Below are 23,225 nucleotides of genomic sequence, written 5' to 3' on the forward strand. Positions count from 1 at the left end.
TTGATTTTTTGATAATGATTCTGTCATCATTTCCTCCAAATAATTCATAGTTATTAGGTGTTTATTTCAACTTTAATATTCTAATCCATTTAATTGTAAAATAAGGGGCAATCTAACAAACAAGTAAGCCTATAGTATCACATTATTTTTTCAAAAAATAGAATTTTCTTCATTGAACGACAAAAAAAGACCTTAATAATAAGGTCTTTAGTTTCATTTTCAAATCAAAATCATGTCTACTCTCCTAATACTACTTCTTAACCCCCTGCCAAATATCCTCCAACTCATTCAATTCATCAATCATATACCAAGGTTCTACACCCAACTTCTTATCCCACTCAAAACTTCGACGCAGGAAAATACCGCGCATGCCTGATTGGGAGGCTCCCCAGATATCGTTGGTAGGATGATCGCCGACAAATATTGTTTCTTCTCCGGTTGTGCCTAATTTCTCTAATATCATCTCGTAAATCTTCGGATCTGGCTTTTTGATCCCTGCTTCACCTGAAGTCAAAATGACATCAAAGTAAGATTCCAATCCCAAATGCTCTACTTTGCCATATTGTATTTCATGTGCTCCATTGGTTAACATGCCTAACTTATACCCTTGATCCCGACATGCTTGAATAGCATCGAGCGCATGATTCATTAGACGTGCTTCTTTCATATAGTGCTCTGTATAATAAGCAAATAACTCATCTACAGTAGGCTTCTCTGCCCAGGGTAGGAGTTCAACTAATTCTTCAAAAAATCCACGTTTAGGACGATACCCATCGGCATCAGCGATACGCATATATCCTAGTATATCTCTCGCTTTCTCTTCATTGATATGACCTAAATAATGATTGATCAACTTTTGCGAAAAGGCTCGAAACGTATAATCTCGATCCATCAATGTATTATCCAAATCAAAAATAACTGCACTAATCTTCATATTCTGTCCACTCCTACAAGTAAATTATGTATACATTCTGCTAAAAGTATACCAAATCTTGTCTGGCTTCGCTTTTGCCTATCGTAGAATATCTATCAAAATAGCAAACAACACAGCAAAAAACCCGCACATTACTAAGCGGGTTTTATTAAGTATACAGTTTGCAGAGAATATTCTCTCTTTGGTCTGTGAATGTTCAACTTTATGATAACTTATAAGTCATTTTACAATAATACGTAAGAATGATCTTCCTGTGCTTTGACATCAGGTAATGCCACAGGTTGACGATGGGTAACCATCATTTCTTGATCGGTCATATACAATTTGAATTCAGGAATCTCATGCAAATAATGCTGTTGATACAACATACGACAATCGACTTCAAAATACACAGAATCTTCTACAATCGGTAATTTTCCAGTCTCATTCATATAATCATCGACAGCAAGCTGTACACGATCCAAATGGTACGGAATAGACTGTTCTTCTTCTGCAAAAATTTCAAATGTTTCACGTGATAAATAGAACTTCTGGTCACTCACTCCGCCTAAATAACGAGCAATTCGTGGCAGATCGAGACTTCCATCTTCTTTCATCAACACCGTACGATTAATACCGTTATCCATTTCGCGTTCAAATTGCAATACGGCACACCGCAACTCATCTAATGTGACATGAACAGATGGTAACTTATTGACGTCTTCTTTGTCTTTTCTTCTAAATAGTCCAAGTACAGACATATCGGTCTCTCCTCCCTCAAGCTGGGATTATTAAGCGATCGAGTGCGAAAACGTTTTCAGATACGTGTAAAGAAAGTTGCTAACTTTTTTGTGCTTACTATCATTGTACCTCATTTAACATACATTGATTCAATTTTTTACAAATTTGTGCGTTTTGAACGTTAAATTGTGTCTATGTGCCTAAGTACGCTAGAATTTTATAACATATTAAGGTAGGATAAATATGGTTCTATTTTAATAACGATCTGAACGGATAAGATCGTTTATACAGAAAAGAGATTATGGAAGGAGCTAGACCACTGTGATGGAAGATGTAATTATTATCGGTGCAGGGCCTTGCGGGCTGTCTGCTGCAATCGAATGCACACGCTTAGGCACGAAGACATTATTGATCGAAAAGTATAATATGGTACATTCTATTTATTTGTACCCCACAAATATGCAATTTTTCAGTACCCCGGAACTGTTAGAAATCGGAGATTTGCCATTTTCAACTCCGTATGACAAGCCTTTCCGCCATGAAGCTTTAGCTTATTATCGTCGTGCAGCAGGTCATTATGATCTGCGTGTTCAACCTTATACAGAAGCGCTTGAGGTACAGCCACTACAAGACGGTACATTTGCAATTCAGACCACCAATCGTCATGGTGAAGACAAAACTTATACGGCACGCAAAGTGATTCTGGCGACAGGTTATTTTGATCATCCTAACTACTTGGGTATCCCGGGCGAAGAATTGGATAAAGTCACTCACTATTTCCGCGAAGCTCATCCTTATGCAGGTATGAAAGTAACAGTAATCGGAGGCAGTAACTCTGCTGTCGATGCTGCACTTGAAATTGTACGTGTAGGGGCTCATGTCGATATGGTCTATCGTGGTAGTGATCTTTCGCAAAATATCAAATCCTGGGTACGCCCTGTATTTGAAGGTCAGGTACTCAAAGGCAATGTGACTCTTCATCTCAATTCTAAAGTAACCGAGATCACTCCATCTCAAGTTATTATTACGCAAAATGATGGGGAAACAGCGACGATCGAAAATGATTTTGTACTTGCGATGACAGGCTTCCATCCTGATCGTAAATTACTCACTTCTGCTGGTATTGAAATGAGTGATGATATGGATAAGCCGAAGTTCGATCTGGAAACGATGGAATCCAATATTCCAGGGCTCTATGTAGCAGGCGTTATCGCTTCGGGTCGTAATGCTAATGAAGTATTTATCGAAACCGGTCGTCGTCATGGTAACAAAATTGCTAACCATATTCATAAGCAAATGGCTCATTAATCATTGTAGAATCCATACAGAATAGACTACATGTAGTTGATTACCTGTAAAAAGTGTCCGCTTAGGCGGGCATTTTGCTATGTAATGACATCATGAAAGGAGTGATCTTATCAAAATGGCTGCGATTGATACACCGGCAATAATTTTGTTAGTGCTTGTCGCTCTTGGGATTATCGGCAACAACTCTACGGTTACGATTGCAATGCTTGTGTTATTGCTTATTCGTGTATTAGGCTGGCATCAAGCATTCCCATGGTTGCAGAAATATGGGTTAACGATCGGGATTATTATTTTGACAATTGGTGTGATGACTCCACTCGCAAGTGGCAAAATTTCACTAGATACGATCCTTTCTTCTTTTTTAAGTTGGAAATCACTTGCTGCGATAGGGATTGGTTTATTTGTCGCTTACTTGGGCGGACGAGGAACCATATTAATGACCAATCAACCAACAGTAGTAGCCGGGTTATTGATCGGAACACTAATCGGTGTCGCTTTTTTCAAAGGTGTTCCTGTTGGGCCATTGATTGCAGCAGGTCTGCTCTCTTTATTAATCGGCAAATCCTAGCAACTATTCTACATGAGGACAAACTCTATTCAACGATTGTGCTTATCCGATAGGCTTAGGTGTGGTATACTTTCTAAATATGAATCGATGATAAAATGCTTATATTGAATGTGTTAGCATCATCCAGGAGGATACACCTATGTCTCAAACTTTTGTTATTGAAGCGGTTATGATCGCTATCTATGGTCAACTGCTTGATCCGGAAAAACCGGTAGAATATATTGTGCCATACACAAGTATTATGGAATTATACGAATTTGCTGAAAGTACTGAACCTCTAATGAACGAAGACAATGAGAATCAGTATGTCAAAACAAGAATTCAGCAATTGATTGCTTATTTCGAAGAACCGCTTAACAAAAAGAAAATTCAACGTTCACTGAATGTTCCGTGGGCTCAAAGTTCAGCTATTTTACTCAGTGAAAAAGTACAATTGAAAATTATCAATGCAATGGATATTGCTCATTATGGTGAATCGTTTGATCCGATTGAGACCGAAATGATTCTTTCTGCTCTAAAAAAAGAAGTTCCTATGTTAACCGATCAATTTGAAATGATTCATCGGATTATTGAAGCCAAAATCCCTGTTCAAGTGTATGACATTGAAGACTTTTCTTTTGCGCTTGAAGGAACACCTACAGTGTAATGTAAGTTGTAATATGTGGATCAATAAGCAAAAAAGCTTCTTCCTTATTCGAGGAAGAAGCTTTTTTTAGGTCTGTTCTGTTTACTGAGATTGCGGCATATAGGCGTACCGAATATCATCTTCATGTTCAATATATTCTACATTCAATTGATATCCGTTGATATACCACAAATCTTGATCTTCCATATAAAAATGGATATTTTCGACATCCTGCGTTAGTGCCGGACTCACTGGCGGTTCTACAGAAATACCTAATGAAAATCCAGGATGAATTTCACTATTACTACTGTATCGTGCATAAAAGCGCACAGCATCGCCTTCTGCTAAACTCAATTCTTTTTTATACCAGCGTGCGGCTTCATCAGATACAACTATACTCATGATTTATACCACCTCTCTTTTTAACATTTACCCTATTCTCTAGCCTATTATAACACGATATCACTATTGCTTTTTTATTCATTTCTGTGTATCCAAATAACAATACCTTAAAAAAATATGAAGATTTTATGAATTTTACGTTGACAATGCAAAAATTGCAATGATACAATCAACAGCAGACAGGTACTAATTTAGAAGTTATTACCATCTGCATACTACATTTGAGAAGAAAGGGTGAATCTCCATGGATAAAATGATGAACGTACATATTGACGCTTATATTCCCGTAGCTTTATCACAATTAAATATCGGAGCACCCCGGCAGATGGAATTCTTCAAGTAGATTGTGTACTTTAAATCACGCTTGATCTTTATCCACAATGATATCTATTTGTCATATGGCGGTTGCTCAGCAATCGCGCTATATGATGTCCATACAAGACACGTCGTTTGCGTTTGCAGACGACGTGTCTTTTTATGTGGATTTTGACCAGTGTTCGAAAGAAAGGTAGTGATGATATGTTTGCAGTTTTCAAAAATTTAGGCTGGTTTTTCAGTCGTGAACGAAAGCGGTACTTGATCGGTGTTATTTTATTGATCATTGCCGGCGTGCTTGAATTAGCGCCTCCTAAGCTGTTAGGAAGTGCGATTGATGAGATTTCAGGGGGAACGATTACTGTCTCTTCATTAGTTTATTATATTTCAGTCACGTTAGTTATTTTGGTTGTTATTTATGGAATTACGTATGTATGGATGCACAGTCTATTCGGTGGATCGAATCTAGTAGAGCGTCTTTTACGGACTCGATTTATGGCTCATCTATTGCGTATGACTCCACCCTTTTTTGAACGGAACCGTACAGGTGATTTGATGGCTCGTGCTACCAATGATCTACGTTCTGTTTCTATGACGGTTGGATTCGGAATGCTTACTCTTACCGATTCTACATTCTTTTTATTAACAATATTGTTAGCGATGGGATTTGTGATCAGCTGGAAATTAACGATCGCTGCAATTCTCCCTCTTCCCTTTATTGCTCTTGCTATGGCGATTTACGGAAAAGTCGTACATGAACGCTATACTCTGGCGCAAGATGCTTTCGGGGATATGAATGATCAGGTACTTGAATCAGTCGCTGGTGTACGTGTTATCCGTGCCTATGTACAAGAACGTTTTGATGAGAATCGTTTTGAAAAGATTACCGATGATGTCTATCGCAAAAACTTACGTGTCGTTATGGTCGATGCACTGTTCGAACCGACGATCCGACTATTTGTTGGACTCAGTTATATTATTGCACTCGGTTATGGAATCTATCTGGTATTTCATAATGAGTTAACACTGGGCGATCTTGTATCGTTTAACTTGTATCTGGGAATGATGATCTGGCCGATGTTTGCAATTGGTGAATTGATCAACTTGATGCAACGTGGTAGCGCTTCGCTAGATCGTGTAAACGAAGTACTCTATGTCAAACCGGATGTTGAAGATATCGCTCAACCGGTTCATGTGCCATCGCTTCATAAGATTGAATTTAAAGATGTCACTTTCCGTTATCCTACTTCTACAGTGGATAATCTAGAGCATCTGAATCTACAGATTCGAGCTGGTGAAACGCTAGGCGTAGTCGGTAGAACAGGTAGTGGTAAGTCTACTCTGCTCAAACAACTACTCTATGAATATCCTACAGGAACAGGTGAACTTGAAATTGGTGGTGTATCTATCCACGATATCGCCAAAGACCAATTGCATGGATGGATCGGTTATGTTCCGCAAGAACAGATCTTATTCTCGCGCAGTGTGCGTGAAAATATTCGCTTCGGCAAATCAGATGCATCCGATGATGAAGTATTGAATGCGATCCATACAGCAGCATTTGATAAAGATTTGCATACACTTTCTGATGGTCTAGATACGATTGTCGGTGAACGCGGTGTGGCTTTGTCCGGTGGTCAGAAGCAGCGTGTATCTCTAGCACGTGCATTTATCGCTGAACCTGAAGTATTGATTTTAGATGATGCTTTATCTGCTGTTGATGCTCGTACCGAAACTAGAATTATCGAGAATATTCGCACCAAACGTGCGGGTAAAACAACTCTAATCGCAACTCATCGCCTATCAGCGGTAGAACATGCAGATCATATCGTAGTACTCGATCGCGGTAAAATTATTGAAGAAGGAACTCATGCTGAATTGCTACAGTCGGATGGCTGGTATCGTGAGCAATATGAACGTCAGCAACTGGCAGATTCCTTAGAGGGGTAGGTGTCTTTATTGGAGACTCAAGATTATAACGAGCAACCCACAACGAAGCTCGATAACAAAACAATTACCAAAAGGCTTTATCAATATGCATTACGTTCGAAAAAAACATTTATTATCGCGTTAATTATGTTAGCGATCGGTGTAGGGGCTGAGCTTGCCGGCCCTTTTATCGCTAAAAATATTATTGATAATCATTTATTTGCGATTGAACAACCTTTTTATCAGACTTCTTCTAGTACGAATGCTGTCTTGTATAACGGCAATTATTATAAACGCGAAGGATTCTGGACAGCAGGCGAAACCAAAGGCGCACAGGCTCATGTGATCCAAAGTGGAACGAGCTTTTATTTTATCGAAGGTGCTGTTGAATCAACCAAAGGAGAACGCACGTACAGTAATGGTGTCTTAACGATTCAAAATAACCAAAGTACAGCGAAATATCCAGCGGTTCCGTTAACAGCTAATAAATTATTTTCATTTTATCAACCAGAACTACCGGGTATTTATAAGCTAATTGGCTGGTACTTTGTATTCTTGCTTATTACAATCATTATGGAATTCGGGAAAACCTACTGGTTGCAATCGTCAGCTAACAAAGTTATTCAGCAATTACGCTTAGACTTATATGCTCATATTCAGCGATTACCAATTCCTTTTTTTGATAATCTGCCAGCCGGTAAAGTCGTATCACGTATTACCAATGATACGGAAGCGGTCAAAGATTTATTTGTCGCAGTATTGGCTAACTTCAGCTCAGGAATTGTATATATGATCGGTGTCTATATTGCACTGTTTTTACTAGACTTTCGACTGGGTCTGATCTGTTTGTTTGTTGTTCCATTGCTTGTTTTGTGGATTGTGTTATACCGCAAAGTTGCAACCAAATACAACACTATTATCCGTTCTAGACTTAGTGAGATTAACGCTATTATCAATGAATCGATTCAAGGAATGTCGATTATTCGTGTATTCCGTAAGCAACGTCAGACTCAAGAAGAATTTGAAAATCTAAACAACGATTATCTGTTTTATCAGAATAAAATGTTAAATCTAAATGCTTTTACTTCGCATAATCTAGTCAATGTGTTGCGTAGTCTTACATTTGCTATTGTATTATGGTATTTCGGTGCTTCTGCACTGGGCGGAGTTGAAGGTGTCATTTCATTAGGGGTACTATATGCGTTTGTCGATGTATTGGGAAGATTGTTCCAACCGGTTACAGGTATGGTCAATCAACTAGCAGCACTCGATCTTTCTATGGTATCCGCAGGACGTGTATTTGAATTAATGGATGAAAAAGGCGAGCCAGTAACCGATGGTGGAATGCCTCGTTACAAAGGTAATGTCGAATTTAAAGATGTGACTTTTGCTTATAAAAAAGATCCTGTTCTCAAGCATATCACCTTTGAAGCGAAGCAAGGACAGACTGTCGCTCTGGTGGGTCATACAGGTTCGGGTAAAAGTTCTATCATTAATCTACTGTTCCGCTTCTATGATCCACAACAAGGCACGATTACGATTGATGGACAAGATGTACAACAGTTGCCCAAACAATGGTTACGTCAGCATATGGGCATCGTATTGCAAGACCCTTATCTATTTACAGGAACGATTGCTTCTAACGTCAATTTGGAAAATGAACAGATTTCACGCGAACGCATCGAACAAGCTTTACGTGATGTCGGTGCCGAGCAGATTTTGTCTGATCTTCCTAAAGGCTATGATGAACCTGTTATGGAAAAAGGAAGCACATTGTCGGCTGGACAACGTCAATTGATTTCGTTTGCTAGAGCACTTGCTTTTGATCCAGCGATTCTTATTCTGGACGAAGCTACAGCCAATATTGATACCGAGACCGAAGCTTTGATTCAATCGGCTTTGGATGTTTTGAAAAAAGGTCGTACGACTTTTATTATTGCTCACCGCTTATCCACTATCCGTAGTGCAGATCAGATTCTAGTCCTACATCGCGGTGAAATTGTCGAACGTGGTAACCATGATGAATTGATGGAACTCGACGGACGCTATCGCCAGATGTACCGAATGCAAGTTGGTTCTGGTTCTAACGCTATTGCTGATGGTACAGAGTCTGCCAAAGACAAAGAAGTTCCTGTACCTTCTCATCTAATTGGACGCACCACATAATAAACAAAAGAAGCCTGCATGATCCAGATTAACGGATGATATAGGCTTCTTTTTGTTTACTTATTCTCTCAATTTTTACAACGAAAACGCTTTTGTTTTTTCTAATAAACGACTGGTCATCATGCTCAATTCATCAGACGATGATGAGATTTCTTCCATGATCGCTGTTTCTTCATGAGTAGCCATTGAGATTTGTTTGGCTCCTTCATAAAATTTATCAGCCATTTGACGAATTGTATGCACATTCTGGTATGTTAATTCTACACGATCGGTTTGTTCAGTGATCGAATGTTCCATTCCTTGAACAGCAGACATAAATTCATAGACTACATTTGCAAATTCAATCAGTGTAGATTCGACTTTATGCGTATTGGATGTTTCATTTTGTACCAGTTCATTTTGATTATGAATCAATTGCACTGTATCATGAATCTGAGATTGGACTGCCATAATCAGACTATGAATTTTTTGCGCAGAATCGTTACTTTGTTCAGCTAATTTACGAATTTCTGTCGCTACTACTGCAAATCCTGCTCCATGCTCCCCTGCATGGGCGGCTTCAATAGAAGCATTTAATGCTAACAAATGAGTCTGTTCGGCTAATTCTTTGACCGTTCCTGTAACGGCACCGATATCGGAAGCTTGATGATCCAGTAGACGTACCGTTTGTTCCGCTTGTGTCTGAGAGTCTGCAAGGGTACTCATGCCTGATTTTAACGATGAAAAAATATGCTTGGTTGCTTCTACCGATTGCTCCATATTACTGGACAATGCGCGCATATGCGATGACTTCTCTTTCATTTCTTGGAAAGAACCTAACATCTGCTCTGCCGTTTGTAGTGAAGATTCAGAAGATTCACGTTGCTTACCAACACCATGATAAATATCATCGGCTACTGCTGCCATCGATTCAATCTGGCTAGTCGCTTCTGTAATAGATTGACTTAAATTCTCTGCATTATGCGATGTTGTAGTGGTATTGTTAGAAATATCATTAATAATATCTTTAATATTAGTAACCATTACGCGAAACGCATCGTTAAGCACTTTGATTTCATCTTCTTCACGACGTTCTGGAATATCTACCATCAGATCACCATCTGATACCCGTTTGGCGGCTTTGGATAAATTAACGATTGGTTTAGTTAAAAATTTAGAAATAACAAATCCTAATATTCCGCTCCATGTAATACCCATAAGCAATATAATAGATACGTATAACCAATCACTCATCGCTGTTGCTAAATACGCTTTCAAGTAAAAAATAAAAAAAGCACTTGTTCCATACGTAATAATAGATACGCCGATAAAACTCAATACTAACTTTGAACCTAAAGATAATTTCATGATACACCTCATATATCTAAGATTTGGAGTAGAAATAAATAAGGTCATATACTGGATAATGAGTCAAAAGATGAGCCATACTTTGCTCCTACTTGTATTTACTTTTCTATCACTTGAGTCACTTATTAATTTAAATTTTAGCAAAAAATAAGAGAAATCGGTGTGATAAAAGTCATAGCAAAGTAAATTTTATGAGTCTTTCGACGCAATAATTATTTTTGTGTCTTTTTTCATATCCTTGTATATGTAACTTGCTCTCTTGCTTGTAGCAAGCTATTCTTAACTTAAAGCTTTTTCACTAACCTAATTAGAGCATAACGTCGTCAAAGGGGATGAATCACTATGGAACGAACTCGGCTTTGGAGCGAGCGATTCAAATTATTTTTTCTAAACAATCGGTTTGTTATTTTTTTACTCGTCTTATTGTTAATCTCACTAAATATTTTTCTACTTTCCAAAATACCTTATGTGTTTACTCCTCTGTTTGTTTTGGTCAAGACGGTCATCTTACCGATCGTTTTAAGCGGTATATTGTTTTACTTACTAAATCCATTAGTGAATTTTCTGGAAAAACGTAAAGTAAAAAGAATTTATTCCATCATTTTGCTATACCTTCTTATTATCGGTCTGATCGTATTAATTGTTAGTCTTGTGATTCCTGTCATTCAGACACAGATTCGAGAATTAATCCGTAATATTCCTGCCTTTTATGATGGAATTGTAAATCAGATTCAATACTGGTTGGGCGGCGATGTTTCCAAACAAATTCAACATACATTTAGTATCAATCCTAATGATCTGGTACAAAATTTATCGGAAAAAGGTTCTTCGATTATCAATCAGACGTTTACCGGTATCGGTGGATTTTTGGGAGCATTAACAGAAACGATATTATCTATCGTTACAGTGCCATTTATTTTATTTTACTTATTAAAAGATGGTGCCAAATTACCGGGCTTTATTATGAAATTTGTACCGGTCACTTTACGTAGTCAGACAGGCAAAGTGATGTCTGAAATGAACCACCAAATTAGCTCATATATTCGTGGACAGATTATTGTAAGTCTATGTATAGGGATTCTACTATATATAGGGTATCAGATTATCGGACTTGATTATTCATTAGTGTTAGCCATTGTTGCTTCTTGTACGAGTATTGTTCCTTATCTAGGACCTGCGATTGCAATCACACCAGCATTGATTGTCGCCTTGGTGACTTCGCCATTTATGTTGCTCAAAATGGTAATTGTATGGACGATTGTTCAATTGGTTGAAGGTAAGCTTATCTCGCCACAAATTATGGGTAAATCACTTAAAGTGCATCCTATTACGATTATCTTTGTGATTTTAACAGCTGGTAAATTATTCGGAGTAGTTGGTATTTTGTTAGCTGTTCCTGGATATGCAGTACTCAAAGTAATCGTGACTCATCTATTCGATTGGTTTAAAGTTAGCTCCAATCTATATGAGACCAAAAAAGCAACTGAACCACCTGTTATCAAGCCTTAATGAAATAACGTATATTGCGATTTTCTTATTACATTAATCCATCAAAAAGACCTGAACCGACTGTCTATGTCAGCACAGTGGGATTCAGGTCTTTTTTGGTATAAAGATTTATTAACGTTGCAGATATACAGGAATTAATGCTTTATTTAGCTAGTTCTGGTGTATAACCTGCTGGTATTGTTGTTGTTACTTTACCTTCTGTAATTACTTGAGGATTCATTTCACCTGGAGCTGGTTTGGCTGTAGTATAGCTAATCACTGCACGCTTATCATCTGTCAATTTCACATCAGTAATTTTGACCGAGTATCCCGGGTTAGGAAGCTGTACTGTCAATGTTACTGTTTGTTGATCTGCTGTATCTGCAGGTGCAATGCTAAGTTCTGGATCATAACCCATTTGACCACCATCCGTTTCGCCCGGTGTAGGAGTTGTTGTATCATCATTAGCTTTATTGTAGCGATCTACCATTTGTACCGCATGATATACCCACTCTGCTGCTTCCATACGTGTAATATCTTTGGTAGGCATAAATGCTTTACCCATTGTACTACGATCGATCACATTCATATTGACCAAATCTTGAATCGCTGCTGAAGCTGTTTTGCTGATTTTGTCTTGATCGGTAAAGACGACAAACATTTTTGTACTCGGGTACGTTCCTGTAACATTAATCGCTTCATGTAACCACAAAGCAAATTGCTCACGTGTTACTTTTTCTTCAGCATTAAATGTTTCTGGCAATGATAAGTTGTTTGCTTTGGCAATACGCAAAGAATCGGTATACCATGCTTTACGTGCAAGATCATCACCTGGTTCTGTTACATCACCTTTAAGATCAAATGCTTTTACAAGGATTTGAATGGCTTGTGGTTGTGTTAGTGTCATATCCGGCTTAAATTGAGTTGAGCTCACTCCGTTAATAACCCCTTTGTCATGTAACGCGTTGACAATTGTTTGATTATCTTTATCTTTTACATCTGTAAACGTAGAAGCTGCACTTGCACTTCCTGCCCCAGCAATTGCCAATGATAATGTTAATACTGCTACCGCTTTTTGTTTATGATTCCACATATATTATATTCCCTCCATTTGAATAGGTCTGTTGCTGAATAATGGTATGTTATTCAACCTTACAATGCCCTAGACGTACAGAAGTAATTATTTGTTGCACCTTTTTGATCTTATCTTACATCTGAGCTGGCGTCTCTATTCCTAATAACGTCATCACTCGTTTTAAATATAATCCGGTTTGTACCGTTAATGCTACACGCTGATTTTTCAATGCTGTAGGGGCATCTACAATACGATCTTTATTATAAAATTGGTTAAATAACTTCGCTATTTCGATAATATATCTAGCCAAAATGGATGGCTCATGTTGAGCAACTGCGCGCTCTAACTGCTGTGTATACGTAGATAAATGAACCAACAAAGCCCAACTTTCATCACTCCAAGGATGGTTGGATATTTCTTGTTCAACAGCATTAAGGTCTGATGTGACTTTTCTCAAAATACTCTGGATTCTAGCATACGTATATTGAATATAAGGCCCTGTTTCTCCTTCAAACGTTACAGCTTGTTGTAATGAAAAATTGATTTCGTTTTGACGATTATTTTTGAGATCACCGAAAATAATTGCACCAATACCTACTTGTTCAGCTACACGCTCTTTATCCGGTAAATCAGGGCTTTTTTCAGAAATAATTCGACGTGCCTGTTCTACTGCTTCATCCAGTACCTCCTCTAAAAAGACAACTTTTCCTTTACGTGTAGACATTTTTTTGCCATCGACTTTCATTAATCCAAATGATACATGTGTACAATCTTTTGCCCATGTGTAGCCCATTTTGCGAAGTACTTCAAAAACTTGTTTGAAATGAAGAGTCTGCTCTCCGCCAACCACATAGACTAATTGATCTGCACCCATCACTTCTTTGCGGTAAATAGCAGTAGCCAAATCACGTGTAGGATAAATCGTTGTACCGTCTGATTTCAAAATCAAACATGGTGGTAATTGGTGCTCATCCAATCTAACTACCTGTGCTCCATCGCTTTCTACTAACAATCCTTTGCTCTGCAATTGTTCGATCACCGCAGGCATTTTATCGTTATAAAAACTTTCTCCCAACACATAATCAAATTCCACACCTAACCGTTGATACATGGGCTGAAGTGACTCTATACTCACATCTACAAAATACTTCCATAATTCTACCGCTTGAGCATCACCTTGTTCTAATCTGGCAAACCATTCTCTTGCTTCATCTTCTAACTCCGGTGCTTGTAGAACCTCTTCATGAAATTGAATATACACTCTTAACGATTCACGAATCGGATGATGCTTGAGCTGTTCTGGATCGCCCCAGCGTAAATATGCTGTAATTAATTTACCAAATTGTGTTCCCCAGTCTCCTAAATGATTGACTCTAATCGCTTCATATCCTGCTGCCTCATAGATCCGATGCAAAGCTGCTCCGATTACGGTAGAACGTAAATGCCCTACGCCAAATGGCTTAGCAATATTAGGTGACGACATATCGATCACAATCCGCTGCCCTGCGCCGATCGTAAGTTCTGTATTTTGCTTTTCCGCTAAGCTGGATAATAATTGAGCTCCATAATGCTCACGATTCCATTTCAAATTAACATAAGCACCTACAGCGGTAGCTTGAACCCAAGAATCGGGATGATTTTGAATCGCGACTGTTAATTCAAGAGCAATCGCTTGAGGTGAACGTCTCCATGTTTTGGCAAGCAAGTAACAGGGAAATGCCAGATCACCCATTTCAATCTGTGGTGGAACTTCTAACATATGTATCAATTGTTCTTCAGTAAGCGATGTTAATGGTTGTAGAATCGAAACGGCTTGGTGTTGGAAAAAAGATGCTAATTTCATCGTTCTAGTCTCCTTTGAATAATATGACGGTACGTTGGCAATCCTCAAAAAAACAGCAAAAAAGCACTCATCTTTTAAGTGAATTATCACTTAAGAGACGAGTGCTTATGATTAGCATTCCCGCGGTACCACTCTTTGTACAGTGTATTGATGATCAATCAGGACATACAATCCTATTGCATTCATCAATTTTACTGTCACTTGATTACGATAACGGTGTCAGCCGGACTTATCTATACAGGTTCGCAACAGTATCTGTGCGGTCGCCCTTTCAATAAATCATTTCCCGAGTGCGGTTCACCTACGAATGTTTTACCGGCTCTCACTCTCCCGGCTCGCTGCTCAAACAGTGATCGTTATGGCTACTCTCTCGTTCATTAACGATAAATATTAAAGTTAGAATGTATTATACATACCATGTTAGGTTGAAGCAACTTTATTTTTTAAAAAATATGTTTTCTTTTCGTAAAATTCATTCGCCGATAGGCTATCAATAAAACCCAAACAAAAAGACCTTCGCAAATATGCAAAGGTCTTTAGCAATAGATATTTATCACAGTCATCTATGTATAAAGTAGTAGATTATGCAGCTACCATTAGGTCTTTACACATTTCTACACAATGACGGCAAGCTTCGATACATTCACGAGAATGTTGATTATCATGCTTAGCACATTCAGCGATACAAGCTTCACATACTTTTGCACATAATTCAGCAATTTCACCTGCAAATTGACTACCTTGACTTAGCGATTGCGCGGTAAAAGAGCAGATTTCTGCACATTCACGAGTAATACGTATACATTCACATAATTTTTCAAGATTATATTCTTTCAAATTAGCCACATACGAAAGGTTACAAGCATTCATAGCCTCGACACAAGCTTCAATATGAGCATGGTATAATTTTTGATTAGTCATCATTAGTATGACCTCCGTTGAGATTGTAATAGTTATATCGAACTATTACCCCGGCTATACTCATATTGAAACTGTGTACTTACGATAATTTAGCAGCTTGCTCTTCTAATGCTAACAACTGTTCCTTTATCTGCCGTTTGTCGAAATGTTCACCGATAAAAACAGCCACATCCGGTACTTCTTTTTGCGGAGTAATCTTCATAAAATCCATTTCACGATAAGCATACTGGAACAAAAATCGACTTGCAGTGTCGTTAAATGTTAGAATTCCTTTCGCCCGGTATACTTCGGTAGGTAAAGACCGAATCACATTCTCAAAATCTTCACTATTGATCGGATGTTCAAAATAATGTGTGTACGCCATCACATGACTATGAGAACCATGCATATGCTCTGCATGATCATGAGTATGGTCATGTTCAGAATGATCTTGCTGATGTTCGCTAGCAGATGAAGTAGACTTATTTCTATCCAGTGTTTCTTTGGCATCGACTACCGATGAAAGGTCTGTATACAGTGTACTTGGTACTTCACAGCGTACAGTAGTATGGATAGGTGCATACGCATTCCAGCCCCGCAAAATGCCTTCTAATTGGGTAATCGTTTCCGTATCAACACGATCGCTTTTATTCAAAATCAATACAGAAGCACAGCGAATCTGTTCTTGCATAAGACGATACGTTTTACCTTTTTGCTCTTGATACAATTCCCATAGATGAGCAGCATCGACAACGGTAATCAAATTTTTCAATTCCATACGGTTGTATAATGAAGTCTCGGTGACAGCATCTAAAATCTCGATTGGATTCGCTACTCCAGAAGCTTCGATAATAATCACATCAGGCTTTTCGGTTTCCATCAGATTGTACAATTCCATGCTTAGATCCGCACGAATCGAACAACAGATACATCCACTCAGTAATTCAGCCATTGCTACATCTTGATCAACCATCATCCCATCCAGATTGACATCGCCGATCTCATTCATAATGACAGCAGGTGTTTTGCCAAGTGCTTTCCATTCTTGAATCATATGTTGAAGCAATGTAGTCTTACCACTGCCTAGAAATCCAGACAAAATATATACAGGTGTTGTCATTGATATCCTCCTTATGTCTCTTTCTTTACTTTTTTCATTATTGGTCTACTCTTTTATTATACACTGACCTGGCAAGTGTTCATGATCAATCATGACCTGTGTTACAATGGCAAAGATGCTTGAATGAGAACAAAGGAGTGAATAATCATATGAGATCAGTGGATGAACATCGCGCAGAAGCACCTAATACTGTACGCTGTATGGTAATTACAGTATCTGATACACGTACGATAGAAACGGATACAGGTGGACAATTATTGCAATCTCTGTTAACTGAACATGGTTATGAGGTTATCGATTATACGATTGTTAAAGATAGTTATGTAGGTATTCGTGAATTGCTTCATGATGCCGCAGAACGTCCGGAAGTCGAAGCTATTTTGTTAACAGGCGGAACAGGTATCGCACCACAAGATGTAACTTTTGAAGCGGTACAAAGTCTTTTAACTAAAGAATTGCCTGGCTTTGGAGAAATTTTCCGCTTTTTGAGTTTTACTGAAGATATTGGTTCGGCTGCGATTATGAGCCGTGCAATTGCAGGTACAATCGGAGGAACCGCTGTATTCTCCATGCCTGGTTCACGAGGTGCTGTTAAGCTAGCAATGGAACGAATTATTATTCCCGAATTAGGTCATGTTATGCGAGAAATTTATAAAAAATAATTTTAATAGTTAAAAATGGAAAGTAATTATTATAAAATAGTTATTTTCTCGATAAGAAATGATGTATACCGCTGGTTATACTAATTACAATATATAGATGAAATTAGCGCAAAAAAATATAGCAAAAAGCACACTGTGATTGATAAACAGTGTGCTTTTCTATGTTATTTGTTATCTGATACAGTGATATAAGATTAACGTTAAGATGTTACTTTAATCAACTGGCGACCTACTGCTTTGCCTGCCAGAATCGTTTCTAACGCTTGTGGTATCTCTTCCAGTGTATATTCGGTCACTGCCTGATTAATCGCTGTTGTCGGTTTCCAGTCGCTTGCTAGATGATTCCAGACTCGTTGTCTAATCTCTAACGGACAGAACACTGAATCAATACCGATTAGATGCGCTCCACGTAAAATAAACGGAAATACTGAACTTTCAAAATCATTACCTGCGGTCATACCAGATACAGCTACTACACCGCGATATGTTAATGATTTGAGACGCTCTCCTAATCCTTTACCACCTGTAGGATCAATAATACCTGCCCATGTAGATGTACCTAATGGACCTTTTACAGTCTGCTCTGCTTCTTCTCTAGAAATAATAGAGGTAGCACCTAATGTGGTTAACCATTCTTTTTGCTCTGCTTTGCCACTTGCTGCATAGACTTCATAGCCTAATGCACTTAGTATCGATATTGCGATCGTGCCGACTCCACCGGTAGCTCCTGTGACAAGAATAGGTCCATCTTCAGGTTTCACTCCATGTTGAACCAATGCGTCGACAGACATGCCCGCTGTAAAACCAGCTGTGCCGATAATCATCGCTTCTTTGGCAGTTAGCCCTTGAGGTAGCTTGATCAACCATTCTGCTGGTACGCGAGCATATTCACTATATCCGCCATAATGACTAACTCCAAGCTTATAACCTGTACAAAGTACTTGATCTCCTACTTGAAATTGTTCATCGGTAGAATGTACCACTTCTCCTGCCAGATCAATACCCGGTACAAATGGGTACTGCTTGACGATTTTACCTTCTGCGATACTTGCCAGTCCATCTTTATAATTGACATCTGAATAAGATACTTTAATAGTTACAGACCCTTCTGGTAATTGATCCAACTGTAACGATTGAACTCCGCCTGTAACTTCTTGACCTGTCTTTTCTAAAACAAAAGCACGAAATGTCTGTTCCATGTGATTCATCCTTTCTGTATTTCCTTGTTGATTATAATGATTAACGTATAATAAGGCAGCGATAAATTGTACAGTATACGAACAACACTCTCCTATATTATATAACCAAAAAACCTACCTTTAGCAAAAGGCAGGTCTGGCATAAGGTTGAATATGAATTACAATTCTTCTTCTGGTAAATATTGCGCAAGTAATTTCTGCTTCATTTCCCAAGCTTTCACACTTACATTTACACGATAAATCTCAGGATTTAATTTACGCAAATATTCAGGCCAGAATTCATCCAATTGACTCACATGATAAGCGCGAATCTCTTCCAAATTAGGCATCGTATACACTTGCTTGCCTTCGATAAAAATAGGTTCTAACATCGGAACCGCTTTGTAATCTGATACATATTTACGGATATATGGATGTGCCGGGTTAAATAATTTAAGTCGCTTGCCTTCGAGCGGATCTTTCTCATCAGGGAAACAGATATAATCAGCGATCGCTTTACCGTTGGTTGGATTAATAATCCGGTATACTTCTTTGGTACCCGGTGTAGATACTTTTTCAGGATTAGCAGAGATTTTGATCGTTGGTACCATTTCACCATCAATCTCACATTCGACTAATTTGTATACTCCACCTAAAGAAGGTTGATCGGATGCTGTTATCAACTGTGTACCTACGCCCCATGTATCGATACGTGCTCCTTGAGCTTTTAGATCGAGAATCGTATTTTCATCCAGATCGTTAGAAGCAACGATTTTGACATACGATAATCCGGCATCGTCTAGCATTTTACGCGCTTGAATCGATAAGTAAGCAAGGTCACCACTATCCAGACGAATAGCGATCATCTTTTTACCACGAGCTTCCAAGTCTTTAGCTGTTTTGATCGCATGTGGAACACCGCTACCTAATGTATCAAATGTATCGACTAGCAATGTCACTCCGTCTGGCATTGCATTGGCATAACGATCAAACGCTTCTTGTTCATTGCCAAAGCTCTGTACCCATGCATGAGCATGTGTGCCTTTGGTAGGAATGCCGAATCTTGCTCCTGCTAACATATTGGATGTTGCATGAAAGCCTGCGATATAAGCTGCTCTGGCTCCCCAGATCGCCGCATCTGCTTCTTGAGCGCGTCTTGTACCAAACTCTAGTAGAATATCGTTACCGCCCACCTGCTTGATGCGTGAAGCTTTGGTAGCGATTAGGGTCTGATAGTTCATAAAGTTAAGCAAAGCCGTTTCTACCAACTGTGCTTCAATAATCGAACCTTCTACACGAATCAATGGCTCATCTGCAAAAACAACTGCTCCTTCTTTCATCGAAAACAGATTGCCATGAAAACGGAACTGGCGCAATTCTTCTAAAAACTTAGCGTCATAGTTTTCTTCCTGTTCTGCCAGATAAGCAATATCTTCTTCACGAAAACTCAAGTTGGTTATATAATTCACAATCCGTTCCAGACCTGCAAAAACGGCGTAGCCATTACCAAAAGGAAGTTTGCGGAAATAAGCTTCAAATACTGCTTTCTTATGATGTGTACCATTAATCCAATGAGCATACATCATATTGATCTGATACTTATCTGTATGTAAAGCCAGTCCCATTTCATTCATCACCATGTCACCTCTTCATTGTTGATCATGCAAAAGCAACTCTGCTTGCACGTCTTTCTGCTGCACAAGCAGAATTGTGAATCATTGCACATTAATAGCTATCAATAAGCTCTGCACCCATACTTTGTTCAAAATGACTGATTGCCCATACATGACCTTCTGGATTAAAGCTTGCGATTGCATCCGTATGGATCACTAATTTGAATCCTTTATTATAAGCATCTACCGCTGTATGCAAAACACAAATATCTGTGCATACTCCAATCAGATGCACTTCTGTAATTCCACGTTCACGTAACTTCAATTCAAGATCAGTACCTGCAAAAGCGCTATATCTAGTCTTGTCCATCCATACGATCTGCTGTTGATGATTCGCATACACTTCACTCAGTCCACCATACAATTCTCGACCTGCTGTACCGCGAATATTATGCGGTGGAAAAAGATTGGTCTCTGGATGGTAAGCATCATTAGGCTCGTGCATATCAACAGCCATCACTACATAATCATCGTTATTAACAAATTTCTCGGTCAACTCCACCATACGCTGTTCAATATCGATCGCAGGTTGTCCTACAGGTAAAGCACCATCTACAAAGTCACGAGTATAATCGATTACAATTAGAGCTTTCATAATATACGCCTCCAGATATCGAAATAAAAATAACGACTCAGAATATCTTTACGAATAAATTGAAAGACGTGGTACAAGACCTGTAAAACGATATAATTGTGCAGGTCGCTGAGAATACTGATTAGAACTTAACAAGTTCCCTTCTTCATCGTGAACCTCTTCAATAATCCCTTTGCGACTACGAGTTGATGTAATTTTACGAATAAAATTCGGTTCTTCAAAATCAGGCACAACTGCTTTGATCACCTGATACAATTCACTTAATGTAAATTCAGGCGGTAAAAACTTTTTAGCGATGACTGTACTGAGCATCTGTTCTTGAATCCGCATATATGCATCACGAATAATATCATGATGATCAAATCCAAGTTCTAGCTTTTCCAGTGCTTCTTCAATTGTAAATAGACCTACTTCTTCTGCATCGTCAGCCGCCTGCCGTTTCTCTAACACCTGCTCTTCTACTAAAGCAAAAAACGCATGAGAGATAATCCAACCACGAGGATCACGCCCTGGTTCACTATAGACACCAAGATACTCCAGATGGCGACCATCTACTCCTGTTTCTTCTTTGAGCTCACGTTGCGCTGCTTCAAATAACGATTCATCGTCGTGTGAAAATCCACCAGGCAACGCCCATTTCCCGGCAAAAGGCCATGAGCGGCGACGAATCAACATTACTTTCAATTCACGTAAAGGTAATGTTTTGGTAAAAGTCTTCCGCTCTTTTTTAGTCAAAGTAAACATAACAATATCGGCTGGTGCGCCATCGGGCGTACGATACTTTTTGACATCATACGAATGCTGTTTGCTGTTATCCGTCATCGTTATCACCACTGTTCATTTTATCTATTTGATAATATCATTATGAATGATTCTCTCAGATAGGTCAATCTTTATTTGCGAGTTGCTATAAATGTTGCAGTTGAGATAGCTCCTATTGTTCCTTCTGCGTTAGATACTTCTGCTTGCAAAGTCACTGTTCTACCAGCGAGATGAAGTATACGAGCTGTCGCAAACAGTTCGCCTTCTTTCATCGATTCTACAAAATGAGTGTTCATATTTGTGGTTACACAAGGTTGTCCATCTTGAATCGCCATCGACAACATCCCCATCACTTGATCCATCATCGACATCTGTACACCACCATGCACAATATGCATATGATTTAAATGTTGAGGTGTTGCTGTAAGCCCTATCGTAATATAATCCTGTTCACTTGCAATAAGACGGCAACCTAGTAGTCCCCAGTATAGTTGTTCGCTTTTTTTTAATATTTCATCCCAATGTGTCAAAAAAATGCTCCTCCTGTTCAAAACGGCTTGTTACAATAACAATCCCATTTGTATCAAATCTACATAGCGCTGTTCAACCACTAATGCGTTTTTTTGAATCCCTTCAATCCGAAAACCCAATGAACGATATAAATGTAAAGCGCGTTCATTATTACCTTGCACATTCAATTCAAGACGATGCAAATGACGATCTTGTGCCCAGTGAATCATCGTCTGAAATAACCGTCGTCCTATACCACGATTTGCATACTCTTGCAGTACACCTACAACAATATATACACTATGGCGATTACGTGCAACTTTGCCACCAATCGCTTCCAAATATCCAATAATCTGACCTTCGTGTTCAGCTAGAAAAATATTAGAATTAGCACTACGCAGTGCATAACGAATCATATCCCGTTGTTCTGCTTCATTCAGATTCCGCTCACCAGGCTCAAGCAACATAAAAGTAGTCTGCTCGTCTAATTTCTGCTTCATCCGAATCAAAGCACCAGAATCCCGAATCTGAGCAATCCGCACAGAGACAACCATCGCCAAATAAGGTTCTTTGCTATAAGGATACATATAAGATAGAGAGTTAGAATCGCCCCAACTCTTTTGCAAAATGATTTGATCCCGACATACAATACCATTTTCAATAATAGGCTGTTCATAATGAGTAGTAAAATGATCATGTTCTATTCTTATGATACGAAACCCATGTTTTTGATAAAAGGCAAGTGCGCGCAGACTGGAATTACCTGTAGCTACTGTCACAACGTTAGCTTTGAACTGCTTGAGTTGCTCTAATACTTCGTCCAGTAACTTACTGCCTATGCCTTGACCTTCATAACCCTCTTCGACTGCGATATTCATAATTTCCCATTCTTGTGCTGTACGTTGAAGCACTCCACAGACTCCTACTACATGATTCGCTATCTCTGCTATCCACCAACGACAATATGCTTTGTAACGCTGTATCGCTTCTAGATCAGGATCAGCAAGCATCAATAATGTAATAGGTACACATTCGTGATTGGATTGAGTACGGATTAACACAGAATCATAACCATAATTAGAAGATTCCATGACCATTCACTTCT

21 protein-coding genes are annotated in these 23,225 nt (G+C 38.7%); 7 read left to right on the top strand and 14 right to left on the bottom strand.

Annotation, left to right across the window (positions count from 1 at the left end; genetic code table 11):
- Positions 1-250 precede the first annotated feature (250 nt).
- A complete protein-coding gene (locus QCD85_RS00005; protein WP_301261307.1) occupies positions 251-934 on the bottom strand; it encodes an HAD family hydrolase in 684 nt (227 codons plus the stop codon).
- 224 nt (positions 935-1,158) lie between these two features.
- Positions 1,159-1,674, bottom strand: coding sequence for a DUF3939 domain-containing protein (locus tag QCD85_RS00010; RefSeq protein ID WP_273615841.1), 516 nt, complete (start codon positions 1,672-1,674; stop codon positions 1,159-1,161).
- 304 nt (positions 1,675-1,978) lie between these two features.
- Between QCD85_RS00010 and QCD85_RS00015 the strand changes: the two genes are divergently transcribed.
- The 3 genes from QCD85_RS00015 to QCD85_RS00025 all read left to right on the top strand — a co-directional run bounded on the left by QCD85_RS00015 (position 1,979) and on the right by QCD85_RS00025 (position 4,176).
- A complete protein-coding gene (locus QCD85_RS00015; protein WP_301261942.1) occupies positions 1,979-2,962 on the top strand; it encodes a YpdA family putative bacillithiol disulfide reductase in 984 nt (327 codons plus the stop codon).
- A gap of 115 nt (positions 2,963-3,077) precedes the next feature.
- Positions 3,078-3,530, top strand: a complete 453-nt coding sequence (locus tag QCD85_RS00020; protein ID WP_373461954.1) for a DUF441 domain-containing protein — start codon at positions 3,078-3,080, stop codon at positions 3,528-3,530.
- A 139-nt stretch (positions 3,531-3,669) separates the two neighbouring features.
- Positions 3,670-4,176, top strand: coding sequence for an ADP-heptose synthase (locus QCD85_RS00025; protein WP_301261308.1), 507 nt, complete (start codon positions 3,670-3,672; stop codon positions 4,174-4,176).
- Between the two features lie 81 nt (positions 4,177-4,257).
- Here the strand turns inward: QCD85_RS00025 and QCD85_RS00030 are convergent, their stop codons facing one another.
- Positions 4,258-4,557 (bottom strand): HesB/YadR/YfhF family protein, encoded by a 300-nt coding sequence (locus tag QCD85_RS00030; RefSeq protein ID WP_273615840.1) that lies wholly within the window; start codon positions 4,555-4,557, stop codon positions 4,258-4,260.
- Between the two features lie 519 nt (positions 4,558-5,076).
- Here QCD85_RS00030 and QCD85_RS00035 point away from each other — a divergent pair.
- A complete protein-coding gene (locus QCD85_RS00035; RefSeq protein WP_273615838.1) occupies positions 5,077-6,822 on the top strand; it encodes an ABC transporter ATP-binding protein in 1,746 nt (581 codons plus the stop codon).
- Between the two features lie 9 nt (positions 6,823-6,831).
- Complete coding sequence (locus QCD85_RS00040) at positions 6,832-8,967, top strand: ABC transporter ATP-binding protein (protein WP_301261309.1); 2,136 nt, start codon at positions 6,832-6,834, stop codon at positions 8,965-8,967.
- Between the two features lie 75 nt (positions 8,968-9,042).
- Here QCD85_RS00040 and QCD85_RS00045 read toward each other — a convergent pair whose 3' ends face one another.
- Entirely contained in the window at positions 9,043-10,314 is a 1,272-nt protein-coding gene (locus QCD85_RS00045; RefSeq protein WP_274170280.1) for a methyl-accepting chemotaxis protein, read from the bottom strand.
- A gap of 342 nt (positions 10,315-10,656) precedes the next feature.
- Between QCD85_RS00045 and QCD85_RS00050 the strand changes: the two genes are divergently transcribed.
- Positions 10,657-11,823: an AI-2E family transporter gene (locus tag QCD85_RS00050; RefSeq protein WP_273615835.1), complete on the top strand. Its 1,167-nt coding sequence runs from the start codon at positions 10,657-10,659 to the stop codon at positions 11,821-11,823.
- A gap of 142 nt (positions 11,824-11,965) precedes the next feature.
- Here QCD85_RS00050 and QCD85_RS00055 read toward each other — a convergent pair whose 3' ends face one another.
- The 4 genes from QCD85_RS00055 to QCD85_RS00070 all read right to left on the bottom strand — a co-directional run bounded on the left by QCD85_RS00055 (position 11,966) and on the right by QCD85_RS00070 (position 16,740).
- A complete protein-coding gene (locus QCD85_RS00055; RefSeq protein WP_301261310.1) occupies positions 11,966-12,895 on the bottom strand; it encodes an S-layer homology domain-containing protein in 930 nt (309 codons plus the stop codon).
- Between the two features lie 115 nt (positions 12,896-13,010).
- Positions 13,011-14,720 carry an arginine--tRNA ligase gene (gene argS, locus QCD85_RS00060; RefSeq protein ID WP_301261311.1) on the bottom strand — a complete coding sequence of 570 codons (1,710 nt, stop codon included), beginning with the start codon at positions 14,718-14,720 and terminating at the stop codon, positions 13,011-13,013.
- 582 nt (positions 14,721-15,302) lie between these two features.
- A complete protein-coding gene (locus tag QCD85_RS00065; protein ID WP_274172944.1) occupies positions 15,303-15,641 on the bottom strand; it encodes a four-helix bundle copper-binding protein in 339 nt (112 codons plus the stop codon).
- A gap of 79 nt (positions 15,642-15,720) precedes the next feature.
- Positions 15,721-16,740 (bottom strand): CobW family GTP-binding protein, encoded by a 1,020-nt coding sequence (locus QCD85_RS00070; protein ID WP_301261312.1) that lies wholly within the window; start codon positions 16,738-16,740, stop codon positions 15,721-15,723.
- A 149-nt stretch (positions 16,741-16,889) separates the two neighbouring features.
- On the opposite strand from QCD85_RS00070, the gene QCD85_RS00075 reads away from it, so the two are divergent.
- Positions 16,890-17,402, top strand: a complete 513-nt coding sequence (locus QCD85_RS00075) for a MogA/MoaB family molybdenum cofactor biosynthesis protein (protein WP_273615831.1) — start codon at positions 16,890-16,892, stop codon at positions 17,400-17,402.
- Between the two features lie 200 nt (positions 17,403-17,602).
- On the opposite strand, the gene QCD85_RS00080 is transcribed toward QCD85_RS00075, so the two are convergent.
- From QCD85_RS00080 to QCD85_RS00105, 6 genes are all read right to left on the bottom strand, one after another.
- On the bottom strand, positions 17,603-18,601 hold the full coding sequence (locus tag QCD85_RS00080; RefSeq protein WP_301261313.1) for an acrylyl-CoA reductase family protein: 999 nt from the start codon (positions 18,599-18,601) through the stop codon (positions 17,603-17,605).
- A gap of 158 nt (positions 18,602-18,759) precedes the next feature.
- Complete coding sequence (locus QCD85_RS00085; protein ID WP_273615829.1) at positions 18,760-20,214, bottom strand: nicotinate phosphoribosyltransferase; 1,455 nt, start codon at positions 20,212-20,214, stop codon at positions 18,760-18,762.
- Between the two features lie 91 nt (positions 20,215-20,305).
- A complete protein-coding gene (locus QCD85_RS00090; protein ID WP_301261314.1) occupies positions 20,306-20,848 on the bottom strand; it encodes a cysteine hydrolase family protein in 543 nt (180 codons plus the stop codon).
- Positions 20,849-20,896: 48 nt separating this feature from the next.
- Positions 20,897-21,670, bottom strand: a complete 774-nt coding sequence (locus QCD85_RS00095; protein ID WP_204824509.1) for an NUDIX domain-containing protein — start codon at positions 21,668-21,670, stop codon at positions 20,897-20,899.
- Between the two features lie 71 nt (positions 21,671-21,741).
- Complete coding sequence (locus QCD85_RS00100; RefSeq protein WP_273615827.1) at positions 21,742-22,140, bottom strand: PaaI family thioesterase; 399 nt, start codon at positions 22,138-22,140, stop codon at positions 21,742-21,744.
- A 30-nt stretch (positions 22,141-22,170) separates the two neighbouring features.
- Positions 22,171-23,211, bottom strand: coding sequence for a GNAT family N-acetyltransferase (locus QCD85_RS00105; protein ID WP_301261315.1), 1,041 nt, complete (start codon positions 23,209-23,211; stop codon positions 22,171-22,173).
- Between the last annotated feature and the right edge of the window lie 14 nt (positions 23,212-23,225).

The organism is Paenibacillus sp. PsM32 (assembly GCF_030433815.1).
GTDB classification, from domain to species: Bacteria; Bacillota; Bacilli; order Paenibacillales; family Paenibacillaceae; genus Saccharibacillus; species Saccharibacillus kyungheensis.

What these genes read in the sequence shown, in the direction of transcription:
- QCD85_RS00005 (WP_301261307.1), bottom strand. Translation starts at nt 934, where the DNA reads ATGAAGATTAGTGCAGTTATTTTTGATTTGGATAATACATTGATGGAT.
- QCD85_RS00010 (WP_273615841.1), bottom strand. Translation starts at nt 1,674, where the DNA reads ATGTCTGTACTTGGACTATTTAGAAGAAAAGACAAAGAAGACGTCAAT.
- QCD85_RS00015 (WP_301261942.1), top strand. Translation starts at nt 1,979, where the DNA reads ATGGAAGATGTAATTATTATCGGTGCAGGGCCTTGCGGGCTGTCTGCT.
- QCD85_RS00020 (WP_373461954.1), top strand. Translation starts at nt 3,078, where the DNA reads ATGGCTGCGATTGATACACCGGCAATAATTTTGTTAGTGCTTGTCGCT.
- QCD85_RS00025 (WP_301261308.1), top strand. Translation starts at nt 3,670, where the DNA reads ATGTCTCAAACTTTTGTTATTGAAGCGGTTATGATCGCTATCTATGGT.
- QCD85_RS00030 (WP_273615840.1), bottom strand. Translation starts at nt 4,557, where the DNA reads ATGAGTATAGTTGTATCTGATGAAGCCGCACGCTGGTATAAAAAAGAA.
- QCD85_RS00035 (WP_273615838.1), top strand. Translation starts at nt 5,077, where the DNA reads ATGTTTGCAGTTTTCAAAAATTTAGGCTGGTTTTTCAGTCGTGAACGA.
- QCD85_RS00045 (WP_274170280.1), bottom strand. Translation starts at nt 10,314, where the DNA reads ATGAAATTATCTTTAGGTTCAAAGTTAGTATTGAGTTTTATCGGCGTA.
- QCD85_RS00050 (WP_273615835.1), top strand. Translation starts at nt 10,657, where the DNA reads ATGGAACGAACTCGGCTTTGGAGCGAGCGATTCAAATTATTTTTTCTA.
- QCD85_RS00055 (WP_301261310.1), bottom strand. Translation starts at nt 12,895, where the DNA reads ATGTGGAATCATAAACAAAAAGCGGTAGCAGTATTAACATTATCATTG.
- argS (WP_301261311.1), bottom strand. Translation starts at nt 14,720, where the DNA reads ATGAAATTAGCATCTTTTTTCCAACACCAAGCCGTTTCGATTCTACAA.
- QCD85_RS00065 (WP_274172944.1), bottom strand. Translation starts at nt 15,641, where the DNA reads ATGACTAATCAAAAATTATACCATGCTCATATTGAAGCTTGTGTCGAG.
- QCD85_RS00070 (WP_301261312.1), bottom strand. Translation starts at nt 16,740, where the DNA reads ATGACAACACCTGTATATATTTTGTCTGGATTTCTAGGCAGTGGTAAG.
- QCD85_RS00075 (WP_273615831.1), top strand. Translation starts at nt 16,890, where the DNA reads ATGAGATCAGTGGATGAACATCGCGCAGAAGCACCTAATACTGTACGC.
- QCD85_RS00080 (WP_301261313.1), bottom strand. Translation starts at nt 18,601, where the DNA reads ATGGAACAGACATTTCGTGCTTTTGTTTTAGAAAAGACAGGTCAAGAA.
- QCD85_RS00085 (WP_273615829.1), bottom strand. Translation starts at nt 20,214, where the DNA reads ATGAATGAAATGGGACTGGCTTTACATACAGATAAGTATCAGATCAAT.
- QCD85_RS00090 (WP_301261314.1), bottom strand. Translation starts at nt 20,848, where the DNA reads ATGAAAGCTCTAATTGTAATCGATTATACTCGTGACTTTGTAGATGGT.
- QCD85_RS00095 (WP_204824509.1), bottom strand. Translation starts at nt 21,670, where the DNA reads ATGACGGATAACAGCAAACAGCATTCGTATGATGTCAAAAAGTATCGT.
- QCD85_RS00105 (WP_301261315.1), bottom strand. Translation starts at nt 23,211, where the DNA reads ATGGAATCTTCTAATTATGGTTATGATTCTGTGTTAATCCGTACTCAA.